This is a genomic window from Vibrio sp. Scap24 (genome assembly GCF_013394185.1).
GTDB classification, from domain to species: Bacteria; Pseudomonadota; Gammaproteobacteria; order Enterobacterales; family Vibrionaceae; genus Vibrio; species Vibrio pomeroyi.
The window spans coordinates 1,269,018-1,287,874 of the sequence record NZ_CP041332.1; the positions used below are offsets into that span (position 1 = coordinate 1,269,018).

Consider the following 18,857-nt stretch of genomic DNA (forward strand, 5'->3'; position numbering starts at 1 on the left):
CGACTTCTATTCTTTCCATCAACCAGTGCTTGCGCTGAAACAAACTAAAGAATGGAATTAGACAATGAATTACAAGAACAAAAGAACAAATCAGAAAGGTTTTACGCTGATTGAATTGATGATTGTAGTGGCGATTATTGGTGCTTTATCAGCTATAGCAGTTCCGGCATACAAAGACTATGTAGCCAAAAGCCAAGCATCTTCAGCTTTAGCAACATTAAAATCTCTAGTAACACCTGCGGAGCTATTTATTCAAGAAAATGGTGACCTAACAACCCTAGACGAACTCGGAGTAGCTTCAGGAGCCAATTCACTTGGAGAAATAGAAATAGCAACTCAAGCTGCATCTTCTGCAGAAATATCTTTTACTTTTGCTGATGGCGCGTTAGACACTGGGGTTATTACTGTGACGCGGTCAGATACAGGCTGGGCTTGTACTCGAACAGTGAGCACTCTCCTTCAATCCGTTGAACTAGAAGGTTGTGACTAATTTAGTGCTAACCAACCTCCCGACCGTTCTTCGTCAGGCTGGCTTACTTAGCCTGACTCAAGAACAAGCCGTTGCGGAACACATACATGCTTCAGGTGTATCTACACCTGAAGCTTTACTCGTTCTTGATTTATTCACCAGCGAGAGTCTCGCACATAATATTCAAGCCATCTTCGGTCTGCCATCGGTGCAACTCGCTAATACTGACTACGAAGTCTTGTGCGAGCAATTAGGGCTTCGCGAGCTGATCACCAAATATCACGCGATCCCAATTTCAGTCTCTAGCTCGACTCTTACTCTCGCCTCTGCCGACCCAACCGATTTACAAGCAGAAGATGATTTCCGATTCGCGACTGGATTGCAAATAGAACTCGTTGTCGCTAACTATTCTGAATTAGAAGGTGTAATACGAAAGTTGTATGGCCGTTCTATTTCCGGGCAAGAATCTAAGCGCAAAGAGATCACCCAAGACGAACTCGCCAACCTAGTTGAAGTTTCTGACGATGAGATGACTTCAATTGAAGACCTCAGCCAAGACGACTCCCCGGTTAGCCGCTTTATCAATCAGATACTGGTCGATGCGGTGCGCAAAGGTGCATCGGATATCCACTTCGAACCTTACGAAGAACACTACCGTGTGCGACTGCGTTGCGATGGTATTCTGGTTGAAATCCAACAACCCGCTTCCCACTTAAGTCGCCGTTTATCTGCTCGTCTGAAAATACTCGCCAAACTTGATATTGCCGAACGTCGCCTGCCACAAGATGGACGCATCAAGCTGCGCCTGAATGATGAACTTGCGATTGATATGCGCGTCTCAACGTTGCCAACCTTGTGGGGCGAGAAAATTGTACTGAGACTGCTTGATAGCAGTGCGGCCAATCTCGATATCGACAAGCTTGGTTACAGCGAAGATCAAAAAGCCCTCTACCTTAATGCCTTGAAACGCCCGCAAGGAATGATCCTAATGACAGGACCAACCGGCAGTGGAAAAACCGTATCTCTTTATACTGGGCTTCGAGTACTGAATACCACTGAACGCAATATTTCCACCGCTGAAGATCCGGTAGAGATTAACCTGTGTGGCATCAATCAGGTACAAGTGACACCAAAGATCGGCTTTGGGTTCGCTGAAGCACTGAGATCGTTTTTACGACAAGACCCAGATGTAGTGATGGTCGGTGAGATCCGGGATTTAGAAACCGCAGAGATCGCGATCAAAGCATCGCAAACAGGTCACTTGGTGCTATCTACGTTGCACACAAACTCCGCAGCTGAAACCGTAACTCGACTTGCTCACATGGGAATTGAACCCTTTAACCTTGCTTCGTCCTTAAGCTTGATCATTGCTCAACGTCTTGCGAGACGCTTATGTAACCACTGCAAAGCTACGGACGACTCACCAGATATTTATCTGCGTCACTCTATCCCAAATAGCCAAACCATCTACAAAGCCAACACTCAAGGCTGTAATGAGTGTAACCAAGGATACTCCGGTCGCGTTGGTATCTACGAAGTAATGCCATTCACCGACAAACTTAAAAACAGCCTAATTAACAAACCTAATGCGTTAGCAATTGAAGATCTCGCGCGCCGAGAAGGCATGAGAACACTACAAGAGTCTGGTTTAGACAAACTACTTGAGGGCACCACCAGCTATCAAGAGCTACAACGTGTTCTGTACATATAACTCAATGGAGCACCAATGAGCAGTAAGTCCAAGCAATCACAACTAAAAAGCTACCATTGGAAAGGCATTAATAGCTCAGGTAAGAAAGTGTCAGGACAAACCTTAGCGCTCACAGAATTAGAGGTGCGAGAAAAGCTCAAAGATCAGCACATTCAAATCAAGAAGATCAAAAAGAAAAGCATCTCTGCGCTGACTCGTTTAACACATCGCGTAAAACCCAAAGACATCACTATTTTGACTCGACAATTGGCGACTATGTTGGCGACTGGTGTCCCTATCGTGCAAGCCATCAAGTTGGTATCAGACAATCACCGTAAGGCTGAAATGAAGTCCATCCTCTCGCATATCTGTAAAGGTGTAGAAGCAGGCACTCCGATATCAAAAGCGATGCGAACCGCAAGTCGCCACTTTGATGACCTCTACACCGACTTAGTCGCGACAGGCGAACTGTCAGGTAATCTCGCACAAGTATTCGAACGTTTGGCAACTTATCGAGAAAAGAGTGAACAGTTAAAGTCTAAGGTTATAAAAGCACTCATCTACCCAGCGATGGTGGTCATTGTTGCACTGACAGTCTCCTACCTAATGCTAACCATGGTCATCCCGGAATTTGAATCGATGTTTTCAGGGTTTGGTGCCGATCTCCCTTGGTTTACTCAGCAGGTACTCCATCTGTCCCACTGGATGCAGACTTACAGTTTTTATGCCGCTGTGGGCGTAGGCTTGCTCGCACTATTAGTCCATCAATTGTGCCAGCGCTCTTACTCGATTCGCTTGTCAGCCAGCCGCTTAGGGTTACGATTTCCGGTGCTTGGTGGTGTGATGGCCAAAGCCTCTATTGCGAAATTCAGTCGAACCTTATCCACCAGTTTTAGTTCTGGTATTCCGATTCTAATGAGCCTTAAAACCACCGCCAAAACCGCAGGCAATTTGCATTATGAATCGGCGATCATTGAGGTTCACCGTGAAACCGCAGCTGGTATGCCGATGTATATCGCGATGCGTAATACCAATGCCTTCCCTGAGATGGTGTTACAGATGGTGATGATTGGGGAAGAGTCCGGCAACCTTGACGACATGCTTAATAAAGTCGCTTCCATTTACGAGTTTGAAGTCGACAACACCGTCGATAATCTTGGCAAGATCTTAGAGCCATTGATCATCGTGTTTTTAGGAACGGTTGTTGGCGGGCTTGTGGTTGCGATGTACTTACCGATCTTTAATCTAATGAGTGTGTTAGGATAGCCAAAAGCAACTAAACACCCATGAGTAGCAAACTTCTGCTCATATAGATCAAGTGGTAAAGGACACTATGGAAGTATTTCACTACTATCCTTGGCTATTCCCCGTATTAGCTTTCATTTTTAGCCTTCTTATTGGCAGCTTCCTCAACGTCGTCATACACCGCTTACCGATTATGATGGAACGTGAATGGCAACAAGAGTGCTCGGAGTATTTCTCTCAATATAAAATCCCAGCACCTGAAGGAAAATTTAACCTGAGCATTCCACGTTCGACTTGTCCGAAATGTGAAACCCAATTAAGAATCATCGACAATATCCCTGTATTAAGCTGGTTGTTCTTAAAGGGTAAATGCCACAGTTGTGCGAATCCAATCAGTGCACGCTACCCTTTGGTTGAACTGCTTACTGCAATCCTTTGTGCCGTAGTCGCGAGCCACTTTGGTTTTGGTTTCTACGCTATTGCGCTGATCTTTTTCACCTTCGCATTGATTACCGCGACCTTTATCGATCTCGACACCATGCTACTGCCTGATCAAATCACCTTACCTTTGGTTTGGTCCGGTATCGCTCTAGCACTGTTTAATATCAGCCCAGTATCGCTTCAAGATTCTGTGGTTGGCGCTATGGCAGGCTACCTAGCCCTATGGTCGGTTTACTGGTTGTTTAAACTACTAACTGGCAAAGAAGGCATGGGTTACGGCGACTTCAAACTGCTGGCGGCACTTGGAGCATGGCTTGGTTGGCAACATCTACCGATGATCATCCTTTTATCGTCACTTGTTGGTTTGGTTTTCGGTTTGATTCAGCTACGTTTGAAACAGCAAGGCATCGATAAAGCCTTTCCATTTGGACCTTACCTTGCCATCGCTGGTTGGGTTAGCTTGATGTGGGGTAACGACATCATGGGTTGGTATTTAACTTCTGTACTAGGAATGTAACCATGGCAATCATTATCGGATTAAGTGGCGGTATCGCCAGTGGTAAAACGACCGTCGCGAACCTGTTCAACAAACATTTCGGCATTGATATTGTCGATGCTGATATCGTGGCACGTGAAGTGGTTGCACTTGGCAGTGAAGGCCTGAATCAGATTACAGCTCATTTTGGTGAAGACATCTTGCTAGAAGATGGAACACTCAACCGCGCTAAACTGCGAGAAGTAATCTTCACTGACCCAACAGAAAAACAGTGGCTCAATGATCTTCTCCATCCAATGATCCGCGATAAAATTGACAGTGACTTGTCTAAAGTCACCTCCCCTTATGCTTTATTAGTCGCACCGCTCTTAGTTGAAAACCAAATGCAAGGCATGGCCGATCGCGTGTTAATCGTTGATGTTCCAGCTGAAGTACAAATAGAGCGCACGATGAGTCGAGATAATGTTTCTAGGGAACAAGTAACGTCAATTTTAAAATCACAGGCTTCAAGAGAACAGCGCTTAGCAGTTGCAGATGACGTGATTAAAAACCATACTAAAAACCAAGAACTTTTGCCTCAAATCACAGATTTACATCAAAAGTATCTGGCAATCAGTACAGTAGATGGGTCAGAATAGAACAATGTTGAATGAAGGTTTGCTCGATGATCACCCACAAATTTGAACATCCTCTAAATGAGAAAACACGCATCTACTTAAGAGTTGAATCACTCTTGAGGCAGCTACACTTGTCTTCTACATTTTCCGATGCTCAACAGTATCAACTCTTTTTCCGTTCTATCTTTGATCTGATTGAAATCTTCGAACAGATCCAACTCAAGAGCGAACTCGCAAAAGACATTGAGAAGCAACGTGTAACCTACAAAAGTTGGTTAGATGTTGAAGGTGTCGATCAAGAGATGCTTACATCTCTGCTCACCGATATTGGCAACATCTATCGCGAGTTGATGCAAGCAGAGCGTTTTGGACAATCACTTAAGGAAGACCGTTTCCTGAGTGCGATTCGCCAGCGCTTTAATCTACCAGGTGGCTCATGCTGCTTTGATTTACCGGCTCTGCATTATTGGCTGCACCTTCCTCTTGATAAGAGAATGAGAGACGCCAAAGCATGGATGGATAGCCTACAGCCTCTGTATGAAGCGCTAACGCTATGGTTAAAGCTCACCAGAGAAACTGGTCACTTTAAAGAGCAAATTGCTCGTGCAGGCTTCTTCCAGAGCGATGCTGATGAAGCGAATATCCTTCGTCTTTCGATTCCAATGCAATACGGCGCCTACCCGATGATATCGGGTCATAAGAACCGTTTTGCTGTTAAATTCATGAGTTTTGAAACAGGGCAAGCTTGTACTCAAGATATCGAATTTGAATTGGCTATCTGCACCTAATTAATTTCCTTTTATCGTTTGGCTTGAGTGCTCACTCGAGCCTAAACTCACTATTATTATCCCCTCAAATTAAGAATCACTATGTCGAAGAAAATCACCATCGTTAAATGCCCTCAATGTAATACTGACGTTGAATGGGGTGAACAAAGCCCACATCGCCCGTTTTGCAGCAAGCAATGTCAGATGATTGATTTTGGTGAGTGGGCAGACGAAGAGAACAGCATCGCAGGCGCACCAGACATGTCTGATAGCGATGGTTGGTCGGAAGATCCGTACTAAGATTCGAGATTCGAGATTCGAGATTCGAGATTCGAGATTCGAGATTCGAGATTCGAGATTCGAGATTCGAGATTCGAGATTCGAGATTCGAGATTCGAGATTCGAGATTCGAGATTCGAGATTCGAGATTCGGAAAAATGATTGAAGGGTTGGCGTTTTGCGTCAATCCTTTTTTATTGCCGATAGTTTGGTGTTTACTGAAAGAGATTCCCTACTCCTTCCTTCGTCAGTCTAGGGAATGACGGTTCTTAGGGTTTACTTAGCTCTATTGATCAAGCCGACTACATAAAGCCTCTTTCGCTTACCTTTTTTATATCAGGCCTATTCACTGCTATCCAATCATAATCCCCAAGAGTGAGGAACGAGCGAATTGGGGATCTCTGGTTTTCAAAACTCTAAATAACAGGCACAAAAAAGCGGAGCCAAATGGCTCCGCTTTTATCGATAGAATGCAAAAAGAATTACTTCTTAGCAAGTTTCTCTTTAATACGAGCTGACTTACCAGAACGCTCACGTAGGTAGTACAACTTGGCACGACGTACTGCACCACGGCGTTTAACTTCGATGCTATCAACCATTGGAGAGTGAGTTTGGAACGCACGCTCTACACCTTCACCGTTCGAGATCTTACGAACTGTGAATGCAGAGTGTAGACCACGGTTACGAATAGCGATTACAACGCCTTCGAAAGCCTGTAGACGCTCACGGTCACCTTCTTTTACCTTAACCTGAACTACAACAGTGTCACCTGGTGCGAATTTAGGAAGGTCTGATTTTAGTTGCTCTTCTTCAAGAGCCTTAATGATGTTGCTCATTTGTATAAATTCCTAGAATAAACTGATACTAAATTTAATAGGTTACTGCTTGCTTTTCGTTAAGAGCGTTGCTCTTTAATGAATTCAGCCAGTAATTGTTCCTGTTCGTCAGTCAGAGCTAGGTTTTCCAGGAGTTCTGGTCTTCTTAGCCAAGTTCGGCCCAACGATTGTTTTAATCGCCAGCGACGAATGTCCTTATGGTTTCCAGACTTGAGTACCGATGGCACATCTTTATCGTCTAGCACCTCAGGGCGCGTATAATGGGGACAATCTAGCAAGCCATTTGCAAAAGAATCTTCTTCTGCTGAAGCGAAATCTCCAAGTACACCCGGAACAAACCGAGATACTGAATCAATCAACGTCATGGCTGGCAATTCGCCACCCGTCATCACAAAATCTCCAATCGACCATTCTTCGTCAACTTCAGATTGAATGATGCGCTCATCTACCCCTTCGTAGCGACCACAAATAAGAAGTAAATTCTCGTTTGTTGCCAGCTCTTCAACACCTTTCTGGTCGAGTTTACGACCTTGAGGTGAAAGATAGATAACTTTCGTCTTTCCCGGTGATGTTTGCTTGGCAGTTTGGATAGCATCGCGCAAAGGCTGAACCATCATTAACATGCCAGGACCACCACCGTAAGGTCTGTCATCAACAGTGCGATGTTTATCATGAGTGAAATCGCGAGGATTCCATGTCTCAATAGATAAAAGACCTTTCTTTACCGCTTGACCCGTTACTCCAAAATCAGTAACTGAACGGAACATTTCAGGAAATAGGCTAATTACGCCAACCCACATGTGTTCTCTCGCTCTATGATTTTAAAGTTAGAATCCAGGATCCCAGTCAACTTCGATCCGTTGAGCTTCGCGATCAACTTTCTTGATCACTTGCTCTTCAAGGTACGGTACTAACCGTTCCTTTTGTCCGAAAGCATCTTTAAGATTTGCTTTGATTACTAGAACATCGTTTGAGCCAGTTTCTAGCATGTCTGTAACAATACCTAGATCGTAACCTTTAGTGGTTACAACTTGCATACCAAACAATTCACGCCAGTAGAATTCCTCTTCTGACAATTCTGGTAACGAAGCAGGGTCTACTGCAATTTCAAAGTTGGTCAGTACATGAGCGTCCTCGCGGATCTCAAAACCTTCCAGCTTACACACCATACCTTTGTTATGACGTTTCCAGCTTTCTACTTTGAATTCAACCCACTTCCCCTTTTGGTTAACATACCAAGGGGAGTAATCAAATATGCTTTCAGCATTGTCTGTGTAGGAAAAAACTTTAAGCCAGCCACGAATGCCATAGGTAGCACCAAACTTGCCCATAACAATTTTTTCGTCTTGCTTGCTCATTGTTTCTTTACCCTTCATCGACATAAGCTATTTCTCTTTAAAAAAGAATTAAGCCGCTTTTTGAGCGTCTTTAACTAGCTTAGCTACACGATCAGATAGAGATGCGCCTTGACCAACCCAGTGGTTAACACGATCTAGGTCTAGACGAAGACCTTCTTCTTGACCTTGAGCTGTAGGGTTAAAGAAACCTACTTTCTCGATGAAACGGCCAGTTGCAGCGTTACGGCTATCCGCAACTACGATTTGATAGAATGGGCGCTTCTTTGCACCGTGACGTGCCAAACGAATGGTTACCATGTCGTCCTCTTTGCTTTCTTAATAAAATAATTAACCCCAAGTCTAAGTAATAGCTTGGGGTCTCGTGCCAAATTAAAGCCCCGGAATTTTACTCTTATTCCGGTGCAATGCAAGGGCTTTAGCTATTTTTTCACCAACATAGCTGCCGTACACTTTCTGTGACACGGCTAACACTATGAAAAGTAACGTAGCTAAAGCTTACATTTGTAGGTTATCGACCGAACGGGTTAAAGCCACCACCCATTCCGCCCATACCTCCGCCGCCGCCCATCATGCCTTGCATGTTGCGCATCATGCCTTTCATGCCACCTTTCTGCATCTTCTTCATCATCTTCTGCATTTGGGTGAACTGCTTAAGCATACGGTTTACATCTTGTACCTGTGTACCAGAACCAGCAGCAATACGCTTTTTGCGTGAGCCTTTGATTAGGTCAGGACGTTGACGCTCTTTCATTGTCATAGAGTTGATGATCGCTTCCATTTGCTTGAACATCTTGTCATCAACTTTATCTTTAACGTTGTCTGGTAGCTGAGACATGCCTGGAAGCTTATCCATCATGCCCATCATGCCGCCCATGTTTTGCATCTGACCAAGCTGTTCACGGAAATCTTCAAGGTCAAAGCCTTTCTTCTCTTTGAACTTCTTAGCCAGTTTCTCTGCTTTCTCGGTATCAACGTTTTTCTGTAGGTCTTCAATAAGAGACAGAACATCGCCCATACCAAGGATACGAGAAGCAACACGATCTGGGTGGAACGGTTCTAGTGCGTCAGTTTTTTCACCAACACCCAAGAATTTGATTGGTTTACCTGTGATATGACGAACAGACAGTGCAGCACCACCACGCGCATCACCATCTACTTTCGTTAAGATAACACCGGTTAGTGGTAGCGCATCGCCAAAGGCTTTTGCAGTGTTCGCAGCATCTTGACCTGTCATTGCATCAACAACGAACAGTGTCTCTACTGGTTTAATTGCAGTATGAAGCTCTTTGATCTCGCCCATCATCTCTTCATCGATAGCCAAACGACCAGCAGTATCGACTAATAGTACGTCGTAGAATTTCTTCTTCGCGTGGTCGATTGCAGCATTTGCAATATCAAGAGGCTTTTGATCAGCTGAAGATGGGAAGAAGTCTACGCCAACATCGCTTGCTAACGTTTCAAGCTGTTTGATCGCCGCTGGACGGTAAACGTCGGCAGATACAACCAGAACCTTTTTCTTGTCACGCTCAGTTAGAAGCTTAGATAACTTACCTACCGATGTGGTTTTACCCGCACCTTGTAGGCCTGCCATCAAGATAACAGCTGGCGGTTGCGCTGCTAGGTTAAGAGCCTCGTTAGACTCACCCATCACCGCTTCAAGTTCAGCTTGAACGATCTTAATGAATTCTTGACCTGGCGTTAGAGATTTAGAAACCTCAACACCTACAGCGCCTTCTTTTACGCGCTTAACAAAATCGCGGACAACTGGCAGTGCAACGTCGGCTTCAAGTAGCGCCATACGTACTTCACGCAGCGTCTCTTTTATATTGTCTTCGGTCAGACGACCTTTACCGCTGATGTTCTTCAGCGTTTTGGATAGACGATCCGTTAAATTATCAAACATAGTTTTCTCTTCGCTCAATCCTGCGACTATTACTGTGAGTATACATTAGCGTTGATTAGAGTCATACCCGTTGTGGAGCGTTAATCATCCACGCTTGTGATGTGAGACATTGTTCACTTGGAATTGAGTGAGGTTCACCGTAGCCCCAAAGAGCGATGCAAGGTATAATTCGTCAATTAGTAATCATTTAAATGGATACCATGGACAGTCTTATTGCGATCGCAGCAGCCTTTCTTTATACAATGGCGATTTCCACGATCATTCCAGGTCTCGTGCACCAAACAGGAATCCGTGTAAAAACGGTGTTTATCAGCGCATTACTTGCTTTAGCTTTCCATGCTTGGTTGCTTGGCGATTTAATCTTTAATGCCAGTGGCCAAAACCTCAGTATCTTGAACGTTGCTTCATTAATCAGTTTAATCATTTCTTTGGTGATGAGCGGCGCGATGCTCAGAACCCGCTTGTGGTTCATTTTGCCTGTTGTTTATAGCTTCGCAGCGCTTAACCTCATGGCAGCAACGTTTCTTCCAAGTACCTTTATTAAACATCTAGAGAATGACCCGAAACTGCTCGTGCACATCTCTCTAGCATTGTTCTCATACGCGACGCTGACTATCGGTGCGTTGTACGCCCTGCAACTCGCGTGGCTTGATCACAAGCTTAAAAAGAAAAAAGCCTTAGTGATTAACCCTAACCTACCTCCTTTAATGATGGTGGAGAGACAGCTTTTCAAGATCATTCTGATTGGTAATGGTTTATTAACGGGTACTTTGCTGACTGGCCTTATCTTCGTACAAGATATGTTTGCTCAAGGAAAGGCGCACAAAGCGGTATTGTCTTTTATCGCTTGGGTTATCTACTCCATTCTTTTATGGGGTCACTACCAAAAAGGTTGGCGTGGACAGAAAGTCACTTGGTTCGCACTGGCGGGCGCCAGCATGCTCACATTAGCCTACTTCGGTAGCCGCTTCGTTCAGGAAATCATCCTGAACTAGTCTGTAAAATAAAGGCAAGGTCTCACACACCTTGCCTTTAAAATATTGAGTCCGTTAGATTCAATTGACATCTCGACCATGTTCGGTCATAAATTAATCAAGATACACAAATAGGAAAAGAATAGTTTTGGACGACATATCAACGGGTATCTTATTTGCGCTACTCGCGTGTCTCATTGTAATTTCTGGTTATTTCTCTGGTTCCGAAACGGGCATGATGTCCTTGAACCGCTACCGTTTAAAGCACTTGGCCAATACGGGTCATAAAGGTGCCAAACGCGTAGAAAAACTTCTGAACCGCCCAGACAGATTGATTGGCCTCATTCTCATCGGCAACAATCTCGTCAACATTCTTGCATCTGCGATCGCTACTATTCTTGGTATGCGCATCTACGGGGATATCGGTGTGGCTATCGCTACTGGTACCCTGACTCTCGTGATCCTCGTATTCGCCGAGGTAACCCCAAAGACTATCGCTTCTCTATTCCCTGAACGTGTCTCTTACGCCAGTAGTATCCTTTTAATGGTGCTGATGAAGGTACTGTCACCGTTGGTGATTTTGGTTAACTTCATTACCAACGGCTTCATTCGTATATTGGGTGTCAAAGCCAGTCATGATGCAACCGACCACTTAAGCTCAGAAGAGCTCAGAACCGTGGTAAATGAAGCAGGCAGCCTTATTCCCCAGCGTCACCAAGATATGTTGGTATCGATTCTCGATTTAGAGCACGTGACCGTGAACGACATCATGGTGCCTCGTAATGAAATCACCGGCATCGACATCAATGATGACTGGAAATCAATTGTGCGCCAACTGACCCACTCTCCTCATGGTCGTGTCGTTCTTTATCGTGATCAGATAGATGAAGTGGTTGGTATGCTTAGGCTGCGTGAAGCTTACCGCTTAATGCTGGAAAAGAACGAGTTCAATAAAGAGACCTTGTTGCGTGCGGCAGATGAGATCTACTTTATTCCTGAAGCGACGCCACTTAACATTCAACTGCTTAAGTTTCAGCGCAATAAACAGCGCATCGGTTTAATTGTTGATGAGTATGGTGACATCAACGGCTTAGTTACATTGGAAGATATTCTGGAAGAGATTGTTGGTGAGTTTACTACTTCAATTGCGCCAAGCTTGTCTGAAGAGATCACGCCACAAAGTGATGGCAGCTTCTTAATTGAAGGCAGCGCCAATATCCGAGACATTAACAAAGGCTTGCAGTGGGCATTACCTACCGACGGCCCAAGAACACTGAATGGTTTAATATTGGAACACCTTGAAGATATTCCAGAGAGTCACCTGAGTGTTCAGGTTGCCAGCCATCCAATGGAAATCGTAGAACTCGAAGAGAACCGTATCAAGCTGGTACGCGTGTTCCCACAGATCGTTAACGGATAAATGTGGCTTGCTGTAATAGCTAAATGAGCACACAAGCTCACATGCAACAAAAACAAAAGGCCCGATTCATTGAATCGGGCCTTTTAGTATCTAGCTCGCTCAGTCTCTAGAGCAAAATGTATCTAGAGTGAAGCATATTCAAGGTGAACTAAAAATGCTTAGTCGATTTTAAGCTCTTGAAGCATCGACTCTGGCAGTGCCAATTCATCATTCTTATTTACAGAGATACCTGCAGCGATGATTGCATTCGCGATCTCTTTCGCTTCATCCAAAGAGTGCATTGCCGCGGTACCACATTGGTATTCGTTCAGCTCAGGGATCTTATTCTGGTTCTCAACTTTCAGTACGTCTTTCATCGCAGCTAACCAACCGTCAGCCACTTGCTGCTCTGTTGGTGTACCAATTAGGCTCATGTAGAAACCTGTACGACAACCCATAGGTGAAATATCGATGATCTCTACATCTGAACCGTTCAGTTGATTACGCATGAAACCAGCGTATAGATGCTCAAGAGTATGGATACCTTTCTCAGATAGGATGTCTTTGTTTGGCGCAGTGAAACGCAGGTCAAACACAGTGATGGTATCCCCTTTTGGGGTTTGCATTGTTTTAGCAACACGAACTGCAGGTGCGTTCATGCGTGTGTGATCAACAGTGAAACTATCTAATAAAGGCATTGCTCTTCTCCGTGACGGCTGGCTTTAGAAAAACCAGCTTCGATTGTCTTCTAGTTCTTTGCGGCACTGTTTCAGCTGCCATCCATAATCTTTTGCTTGCTGTTCGACTTTGCGAGCCACCTTAATTAGCGATGGCTTGCTGTTGTATGACTTACGCTTATAACCTCCACGGCCTTCATGATAAGCCAGGTATTGGTTATAAGGGTCCCATAGCGAGATACCCAGCTGACGACGTGTCTCACTGGTATACCAACCAATAAACATCAATGCATCATCAAAGTTAGTTCTTGAACCACCGTTATTGGTCGCTTTTTGGAAGTCTTCCCAAGCAGGATCTTGAGCTTGTGCGTAACCGTAGGCACTGCTTACGCGTCCCCACGGAATAAAGCCAAGAATGTAATCTTTGGGTGGGCGTGCATCATGACGAAAGCTACTTTCTTGTTTCACAAAAGCCATCGCTACGTTAATCGGCGTGCCCCACTCCTCTTGCATATCAAGTGCATCTTCATACCAAGATGGATGCTCTCTGAAGATGCTACACAAATTATCTTGCTGCTTAGGCGGTGGCGTTGCACACCCAACCAATAGGCTAGAGACAACACCCACAGTCACTACAGGTAACCATTTACCACTCACACGAGTAGGCTGACCTAATAAGTCTTGCTTCCTTTCCACCAAAGTCTCGCTATGCTTTTAAATACGAAAAGTAATCCGCTAAGAAGCTATCAAAATCTTGAGTACTTGCTTCTTCACTTTGTTGCTGAGCCATCACAGAGCGTTGAACTTCCGCTTCCATCAACTCAGCTGAGTAAACTTTATATTCGTGTGCCTTGTGTTGCTCAGCGTACGTTTTACCTAACGCACAACCCACTTTACCTAAGCCACCCAGTTTTTGGGTCTCTTCTAGCAACTGGCCAGAAATCGTTAGCTCAGGGTTATCAATCCAAGCCTCAAGCGTATCGCATGTTTCTTGGTATGCACGCCCGCCTTGTTCTGCGTCCATCATTTCGGCAATAGAGCGTAGGTCTTTAAATACACGCTTCGCCCAATCTTGCAGAGACAAGCGCTCGCCATGACAGCCAATTTGTAGCTCTAGACCAACCTGACGACCTTCTAAGATCACCTTGTTCCAGTTATCGCGCCAACACTCAAGTTCGCAGTTATCCATCTCAGCAGAGTCTGTTAGTACACTCCACGTTAGGAATAGATCCAAGAAGCGAACTTGCTGCTCAGTGATACCGATTGCGCTGAATGGGTTTACATCTAGAGAACGAACCTCGATATACTCAACACCGCCGCGAGCCAACGCTTCAGATGGCTTCTCACCACTTTTCGCGACACGCTTAGGACGGATTGGAGCGTAAAGCTCATTCTCAATTTGCAGTACGTTGCTATTTAGCTGACGGTATTCACCATCTACCTTAGTGCCGATTTCGGCGAATTCTTCTGATGGCGTACGAATCGCTTGATTCAAACCTTCAAGGTACTGACCTAGGCTGTTGAAGCCAATCTTCAATACACTTTGCGCACTGTTCGTGTAACCAAGATCACTCAGGCGCAGCGCCGTTGCTTTTGGTAGATACAGTGTCTCACCAACCTTTTCGAAAGGTAGGTTGGTTTCTCTTCCTTTGATGAAAGAAGAACACAGTGCAGGTGAAGCACCAAAGAAATAAGGAATTAACCAACCAAAGCGGTAGTAGTTACGGATCAAGCCAAAGTAAGCATCTGACTTAGCTTCACAACGCGCTTCTTCTGTTTGCTCTCCAAACAGGCTATCCCAAAAGCTTTCTGGGAATGAGAAGTTGAAGTGAACACCTGAAATAATCTGCATCAGGCTACCGTAACGGCGCTTAAGGCCTTCACGATATAGCGTCTTCATCTTACCGTTGTTAGAAGTACCGTATTGCGCTAGCTGAATGTAATCTTCACTGCCAACGTAACAAGGCATAGAGAGCGGCCATAGCTTTTCGCCATCTAACTTGGTTTGCGTGAAGTGATGGATATCAGACAACTGATTCAAAAGCGTCGGAACGTCATTAGAAACAGGCGTGATAAATTCCAGTAGCGACTCAGAAAAATCGGTCGTTACCCATTCGTTCATCAACGCAGATCCTAAAGCTTTAGGGTGCGGCCCAGTAGCAAGGTGGCCATCTTCCGTGTAGCGTAACGTTTCCCTTTCAACACCACGACCAAATTGAGAAAAGGTCTTAGGGTTGGTTGCAACTTGCTTTAGTCGCGCAGCAAAATCAGTCAAAATTCAGTTCACTTATCTTATATTGTTCTGATTAGAACTATCATAAATTAGGTTGGAGGAGAAAAGTAGAGTCTCTTCCCTCCCCCTTTAATGTGTACTCTAACGAATGATTTCAAGCTCTTCTATTGGAATATCTAACTTTTCTAATTGCGGGCGAAGCGAAGTCGCGTCACCAACAACGATTATTTGATAATCATTCGGGTCGAACCATTTCTTCGATAGCTCATTTAAGGTCTCTTTTGAAACCGTTTCAACTATCTGATTACGCTGTTGTAGGTAATCTTCATCAAGGCTCAATGCGACAATATTACTCAACAACCCAGCCTTTTGACTTGGCGTTTCATATTTAAGCGCATCTTGTTGACCGACGGCAAGGCGCATAAATTTCACCTCTTCGTCAGTTAATCCACTTTGACTGAACTCGTTCAGCTCATTAATGAACTCTTGAATCGATGGAACCGTCGCATTCGCTCTTACCTGTGCACTGAATACCACCGCGCCCGTTTCACGAGTACTCGCAAAATAACCGCTTGCACCGTAAGTGTAGGCTTTATCTTCACGTAAATTCTGGTTGATACGGCTATTGAAGTTACCCGCTAGGTTAAAGTTAGCCAGTTGACTCAAATACAGTTCACCTGTTGCATCAAACGGCAAGCCTTTACGCACCAAACGAACAATACTTTGCGGTGCACCCGGTTTATCGACCAAGTACAGGTGCTGACCTGAAAGCTCTTTGACGATCTGTGGACGCGTTAATGGCGCGGCATCGCCTTGCCACTCTTCAAAGAATTGTAGCTGTTTTCCAATCTCTTTCTTCGAGATGTCTCCCACAACAACAATATTGGCACCTTCAGGTGTGTAGTGTTGGTCATAGAATTTTTTCACATCGTCTAGAGTGAGTTTCGATAAAGATGCTTTAGTACCGTCGCTCGCTCGAGCAAAAATACTGTCGCCAAATAGCACTTCACGTGTTGCTTGAGACGCCATCCAGCTTGGTTGTTGGTGCTGGTATACAACGCCTTCTAGCATCTGTTTCTTAACACGCTCGAAGTCTTGTTCACCAAACTTAGGCTCAAACAGAACCTCTTGCACGATCGCTAAGGTTTGAGGCAGGTTTTTCTCTAGCGTAGAAACTGAAATATCCGTGGTGTAACTGCCCGCACTGATGCTTACACTACTACCAAGCTTATCAAGTGTCGCTTGTAACTCTTCAACTGTTCGTTTTGTCGAACCTTCTTCCATCATCGAAGCGGTTAGGTTCGCTAGGCCTTCTTGCCCTTTACGAACATAACGTTCACCGGCTGGAAGTTGAATCTGCAACTGTACGGTCGGCGTTTCACTGGTCACGGTACCAATCAAATCCGTGCCGTTTGCAAAGTGCATGCGGTACAAATCAGGCATCGTTGCTTCAACACCAAAATTCACTTCTGGCATCACGCTGCGATCAAAGGTGTTCGGTGCTTTTCTGAAATCCAGCTGGTCTTCTGTCACCTTACTGTATTCAGGCAAAGTACGTGGAGGCGTGGTAAAGGTCGCTTCACGAACCGCTAAATCAAGTTGCTTCTTAGGAACCACACTCAGGGTCACCTTGTGCTTACCTTCGATGAAATCTTGGTAGGCTTTACTTACGCTTTCAGGCGTCACTGCGCGGATTTGATCCAACTGTGATTCAATGCGATCTGGCTGACCGTAGAAGGTTTGGTTAGATGCGAGTTGTGAAACCTTGCCTTTAACACTTTGCAGTGCGAAAACCGCATCTGCTTCTGCCATGCCGGTGATCTGGTCTAGACGCTCTTGTTGAACGCCCTCTTTCGAGAATTGCTCTAGGGTATCCATTAATTCTTTATTAAGAACCGTCAAATCGCCTTTTTCACCTGAGTTACCCATCGCATACACATACATGGTACATGCGAGCTCGGCACAATCATGGAAAGAGCCGGCACTGACTGCTTTCTGTGTTTTTACGAGGTTTTGATACAGGTAACTGTTGGTACCGGAACCTAGCACATTAGACAATGCATTCAATGAAGCTTGTGTCTCTTCACCGCGATATGTTGTTGGCCAACCCACAAGCACCATCGGCTGACGAATATTGTCTTCTAAGGTGATGTACTTATCTTCAGTTAGCACGGCAGGTTGTTTCTCTGCAGCCTTAACTTCTGGGCCTTGAGGGATAGGACCAAAGTACTTGTTCACCCACTCTAGCGTGTCATCAACGTCGATATCACCACCGATAGTCAATACCGCATTATTTGGGCCGTACCAGCGTAGGAAGAACGCTTTAAGGTCATTCACATCGACACGGTCTAGGTCTTCCACATAACCGATTGGTTGCCATGAGTAAGGGTGGCCTTCAGGGTAAAGCGCTTCACCCATGCGTTCCCACATCAAGCCATAAGGACGGTTTTCATAACTTTGCGCACGCTCGTTTTTAACCGTGCCTCTTTGAACTTCGAATTTCTTCTGAGAAACCGCATCTAATAAGAAACCCATTCGGTCTGATTCTAACCACAACATTTTCTCAAGCTGGTTAGATGGAACAGTTTCAAAGTAGTTAGTACGATCACGGTTAGTGGTGCCGTTTAACGAGCCACCAGCCTCGGTAATGATCTTAAAGTGCTGCTGGTCACCGACGTTCTCAGAGCCTTGGAACATCATATGTTCGAAGAAATGAGCAAAGCCCGATTTGCCTATCTCTTCACGAGCGGAACCTACGTGATAGGTCACATCAACATGCACAAGAGGATCAGAATCATCCGGGGAAAGAATAACTGTCAGGCCGTTTTCAAGCTGATACTTGGTGTAAGGGATAACTACTTTGTCTTTAGAAGGCTTAACCTCCTCGACTAGAGTGACGCCTTCTGGCAATGAGGAAAAGAAGGATGTTGAGCTAGGTACATTGTAAGAACAGCCTGCGATGGCGATAAGAGAAAATGTACCAAGTAAAACCTTTTTCATAGGTTCTCCTTAGAAAAAACCGAAGTAGATAGCAGCAAGTAAGCTGTAGCGAGCGGCTTTGCCAATCGCTATCAAAATAACGCTAGGGATAAATTTCATTCTCAGCCAACCCGCCGCGAGACACAAAGGGTCACCAATAACGGGTAACCAACTGAATAACAGTGTCCAGTAACCATAACGGCTCAGCCAAGCCATAGCCTTATGACCATGCTTTTCAGATTGAGTTCGATTAGGCAACCACAAACCAATCCAATAATTAGTCAGGCCACCTAAGGTGTTACCGAGTGTCGCTATGAGAATAATCGACGATGTTGAGAATTGATCTAGGCTCAATGCTGCAACAAGACTGGCTTCTGAACCGCCGGGCAATAACGTGGCACTTAAGAAGCCACTGATGAAGAGTACCCAAAGCGCCGAGTCAGAGAACCACAGCGCTATATTTTCAAAAAGGGAATTAAAGAACTCTAGCACTG

Annotated in this window: 19 protein-coding genes; 9 read left to right on the forward strand and 10 right to left on the reverse strand. The window is 44.9% G+C overall.

What is annotated here, in order from left to right; genetic code table 11:
- Window positions 1–64 precede the first annotated feature (64 nt).
- From FLM53_RS05205 to yacG, 7 genes are all read left to right on the forward strand, one after another.
- Complete coding sequence (locus FLM53_RS05205) at window positions 65–490, forward strand: pilin (RefSeq protein WP_176680426.1); 426 nt, start codon at window positions 65–67, stop codon at window positions 488–490.
- 4 nt (window positions 491–494) lie between these two features.
- Window positions 495–2,180: a type IV-A pilus assembly ATPase PilB gene (pilB, locus tag FLM53_RS05210; RefSeq protein ID WP_176680926.1), complete on the forward strand. Its 1,686-nt coding sequence runs from the start codon at window positions 495–497 to the stop codon at window positions 2,178–2,180.
- Between the two features lie 15 nt (window positions 2,181–2,195).
- Entirely contained in the window at window positions 2,196–3,425 is a 1,230-nt protein-coding gene (locus tag FLM53_RS05215) for a type II secretion system F family protein (RefSeq protein ID WP_176680427.1), read from the forward strand.
- A gap of 67 nt (window positions 3,426–3,492) precedes the next feature.
- The gene (locus FLM53_RS05220; protein WP_176680428.1) at window positions 3,493–4,362 is read left to right on the forward strand and encodes an A24 family peptidase; all 870 of its coding nucleotides are present in this window, start codon (window positions 3,493–3,495) and stop codon (window positions 4,360–4,362) included.
- Window positions 4,363–4,364: 2 nt separating this feature from the next.
- On the forward strand, window positions 4,365–4,979 hold the full coding sequence (gene coaE, locus FLM53_RS05225) for a dephospho-CoA kinase (RefSeq protein ID WP_176680429.1): 615 nt from the start codon (window positions 4,365–4,367) through the stop codon (window positions 4,977–4,979).
- Window positions 4,980–5,005: 26 nt separating this feature from the next.
- Window positions 5,006–5,746, forward strand: coding sequence for a cell division protein ZapD (zapD, locus tag FLM53_RS05230; protein WP_176680430.1), 741 nt, complete (start codon window positions 5,006–5,008; stop codon window positions 5,744–5,746).
- An 81-nt stretch (window positions 5,747–5,827) separates the two neighbouring features.
- Window positions 5,828–6,025, forward strand: coding sequence for a DNA gyrase inhibitor YacG (yacG, locus tag FLM53_RS05235; RefSeq protein WP_017106879.1), 198 nt, complete (start codon window positions 5,828–5,830; stop codon window positions 6,023–6,025).
- A 461-nt stretch (window positions 6,026–6,486) separates the two neighbouring features.
- Here yacG and rplS read toward each other — a convergent pair whose 3' ends face one another.
- The 5 genes from rplS to ffh form a co-directional block, all read right to left on the reverse strand.
- On the reverse strand, window positions 6,487–6,840 hold the full coding sequence (rplS, locus tag FLM53_RS05240; protein ID WP_004738151.1) for a 50S ribosomal protein L19: 354 nt from the start codon (window positions 6,838–6,840) through the stop codon (window positions 6,487–6,489).
- Between the two features lie 59 nt (window positions 6,841–6,899).
- On the reverse strand, window positions 6,900–7,640 hold the full coding sequence (gene trmD, locus FLM53_RS05245; protein WP_176680431.1) for a tRNA (guanosine(37)-N1)-methyltransferase TrmD: 741 nt from the start codon (window positions 7,638–7,640) through the stop codon (window positions 6,900–6,902).
- 27 nt (window positions 7,641–7,667) lie between these two features.
- Window positions 7,668–8,222 carry a ribosome maturation factor RimM gene (gene rimM, locus FLM53_RS05250; RefSeq protein ID WP_176680432.1) on the reverse strand — a complete coding sequence of 185 codons (555 nt, stop codon included), beginning with the start codon at window positions 8,220–8,222 and terminating at the stop codon, window positions 7,668–7,670.
- A gap of 24 nt (window positions 8,223–8,246) precedes the next feature.
- On the reverse strand, window positions 8,247–8,495 hold the full coding sequence (rpsP, locus tag FLM53_RS05255) for a 30S ribosomal protein S16 (protein WP_004410028.1): 249 nt from the start codon (window positions 8,493–8,495) through the stop codon (window positions 8,247–8,249).
- Between the two features lie 211 nt (window positions 8,496–8,706).
- On the reverse strand, window positions 8,707–10,101 hold the full coding sequence (ffh, locus tag FLM53_RS05260) for a signal recognition particle protein (RefSeq protein WP_010435884.1): 1,395 nt from the start codon (window positions 10,099–10,101) through the stop codon (window positions 8,707–8,709).
- A 200-nt stretch (window positions 10,102–10,301) separates the two neighbouring features.
- On the opposite strand from ffh, the gene FLM53_RS05265 reads away from it, so the two are divergent.
- On the forward strand, window positions 10,302–11,096 hold the full coding sequence (locus FLM53_RS05265) for an inner membrane protein YpjD (protein ID WP_132762097.1): 795 nt from the start codon (window positions 10,302–10,304) through the stop codon (window positions 11,094–11,096).
- 127 nt (window positions 11,097–11,223) lie between these two features.
- Complete coding sequence (locus FLM53_RS05270) at window positions 11,224–12,495, forward strand: HlyC/CorC family transporter (RefSeq protein WP_017629424.1); 1,272 nt, start codon at window positions 11,224–11,226, stop codon at window positions 12,493–12,495.
- Window positions 12,496–12,653: 158 nt separating this feature from the next.
- Here FLM53_RS05270 and luxS read toward each other — a convergent pair whose 3' ends face one another.
- The 5 genes from luxS to FLM53_RS05295 all read right to left on the reverse strand — a co-directional run bounded on the left by luxS (window position 12,654) and on the right by FLM53_RS05295 (window position 18,855).
- Window positions 12,654–13,172, reverse strand: a complete 519-nt coding sequence (gene luxS / locus FLM53_RS05275; RefSeq protein WP_017629423.1) for an S-ribosylhomocysteine lyase — start codon at window positions 13,170–13,172, stop codon at window positions 12,654–12,656.
- A gap of 24 nt (window positions 13,173–13,196) precedes the next feature.
- Window positions 13,197–13,847, reverse strand: coding sequence for a hypothetical protein (locus FLM53_RS05280; protein WP_176680433.1), 651 nt, complete (start codon window positions 13,845–13,847; stop codon window positions 13,197–13,199).
- A 10-nt stretch (window positions 13,848–13,857) separates the two neighbouring features.
- Window positions 13,858–15,426, reverse strand: a complete 1,569-nt coding sequence (gshA, locus tag FLM53_RS05285; protein ID WP_176680434.1) for a glutamate--cysteine ligase — start codon at window positions 15,424–15,426, stop codon at window positions 13,858–13,860.
- Window positions 15,427–15,525: 99 nt separating this feature from the next.
- The gene (locus FLM53_RS05290; RefSeq protein WP_176680435.1) at window positions 15,526–18,384 is read right to left on the reverse strand and encodes a pitrilysin family protein; all 2,859 of its coding nucleotides are present in this window, start codon (window positions 18,382–18,384) and stop codon (window positions 15,526–15,528) included.
- Between the two features lie 9 nt (window positions 18,385–18,393).
- Complete coding sequence (locus FLM53_RS05295) at window positions 18,394–18,855, reverse strand: YqaA family protein (protein ID WP_004741880.1); 462 nt, start codon at window positions 18,853–18,855, stop codon at window positions 18,394–18,396.
- Window positions 18,856–18,857: the final 2 nt, after the last annotated feature.

Bases quoted from the DNA above. Each gene is read 5' to 3' on its own strand.
- trmD (WP_176680431.1), bottom strand. From the start codon at position 7,640: ATGTGGGTTGGCGTAATTAGCCTATTTCCTGAAATGTTCCGTTCAGTT.
- FLM53_RS05215 (WP_176680427.1), top strand. From the start codon at position 2,196: ATGAGCAGTAAGTCCAAGCAATCACAACTAAAAAGCTACCATTGGAAA.
- FLM53_RS05290 (WP_176680435.1), bottom strand. From the start codon at position 18,384: ATGAAAAAGGTTTTACTTGGTACATTTTCTCTTATCGCCATCGCAGGC.
- ffh (WP_010435884.1), bottom strand. From the start codon at position 10,101: ATGTTTGATAATTTAACGGATCGTCTATCCAAAACGCTGAAGAACATC.
- coaE (WP_176680429.1), top strand. From the start codon at position 4,365: ATGGCAATCATTATCGGATTAAGTGGCGGTATCGCCAGTGGTAAAACG.
- rpsP (WP_004410028.1), bottom strand. From the start codon at position 8,495: ATGGTAACCATTCGTTTGGCACGTCACGGTGCAAAGAAGCGCCCATTC.
- luxS (WP_017629423.1), bottom strand. From the start codon at position 13,172: ATGCCTTTATTAGATAGTTTCACTGTTGATCACACACGCATGAACGCA.
- rplS (WP_004738151.1), bottom strand. From the start codon at position 6,840: ATGAGCAACATCATTAAGGCTCTTGAAGAAGAGCAACTAAAATCAGAC.
- FLM53_RS05220 (WP_176680428.1), top strand. From the start codon at position 3,493: ATGGAAGTATTTCACTACTATCCTTGGCTATTCCCCGTATTAGCTTTC.
- FLM53_RS05205 (WP_176680426.1), top strand. From the start codon at position 65: ATGAATTACAAGAACAAAAGAACAAATCAGAAAGGTTTTACGCTGATT.
- yacG (WP_017106879.1), top strand. From the start codon at position 5,828: ATGTCGAAGAAAATCACCATCGTTAAATGCCCTCAATGTAATACTGAC.
- rimM (WP_176680432.1), bottom strand. From the start codon at position 8,222: ATGTCGATGAAGGGTAAAGAAACAATGAGCAAGCAAGACGAAAAAATT.
- zapD (WP_176680430.1), top strand. From the start codon at position 5,006: ATGATCACCCACAAATTTGAACATCCTCTAAATGAGAAAACACGCATC.
- FLM53_RS05265 (WP_132762097.1), top strand. From the start codon at position 10,302: ATGGACAGTCTTATTGCGATCGCAGCAGCCTTTCTTTATACAATGGCG.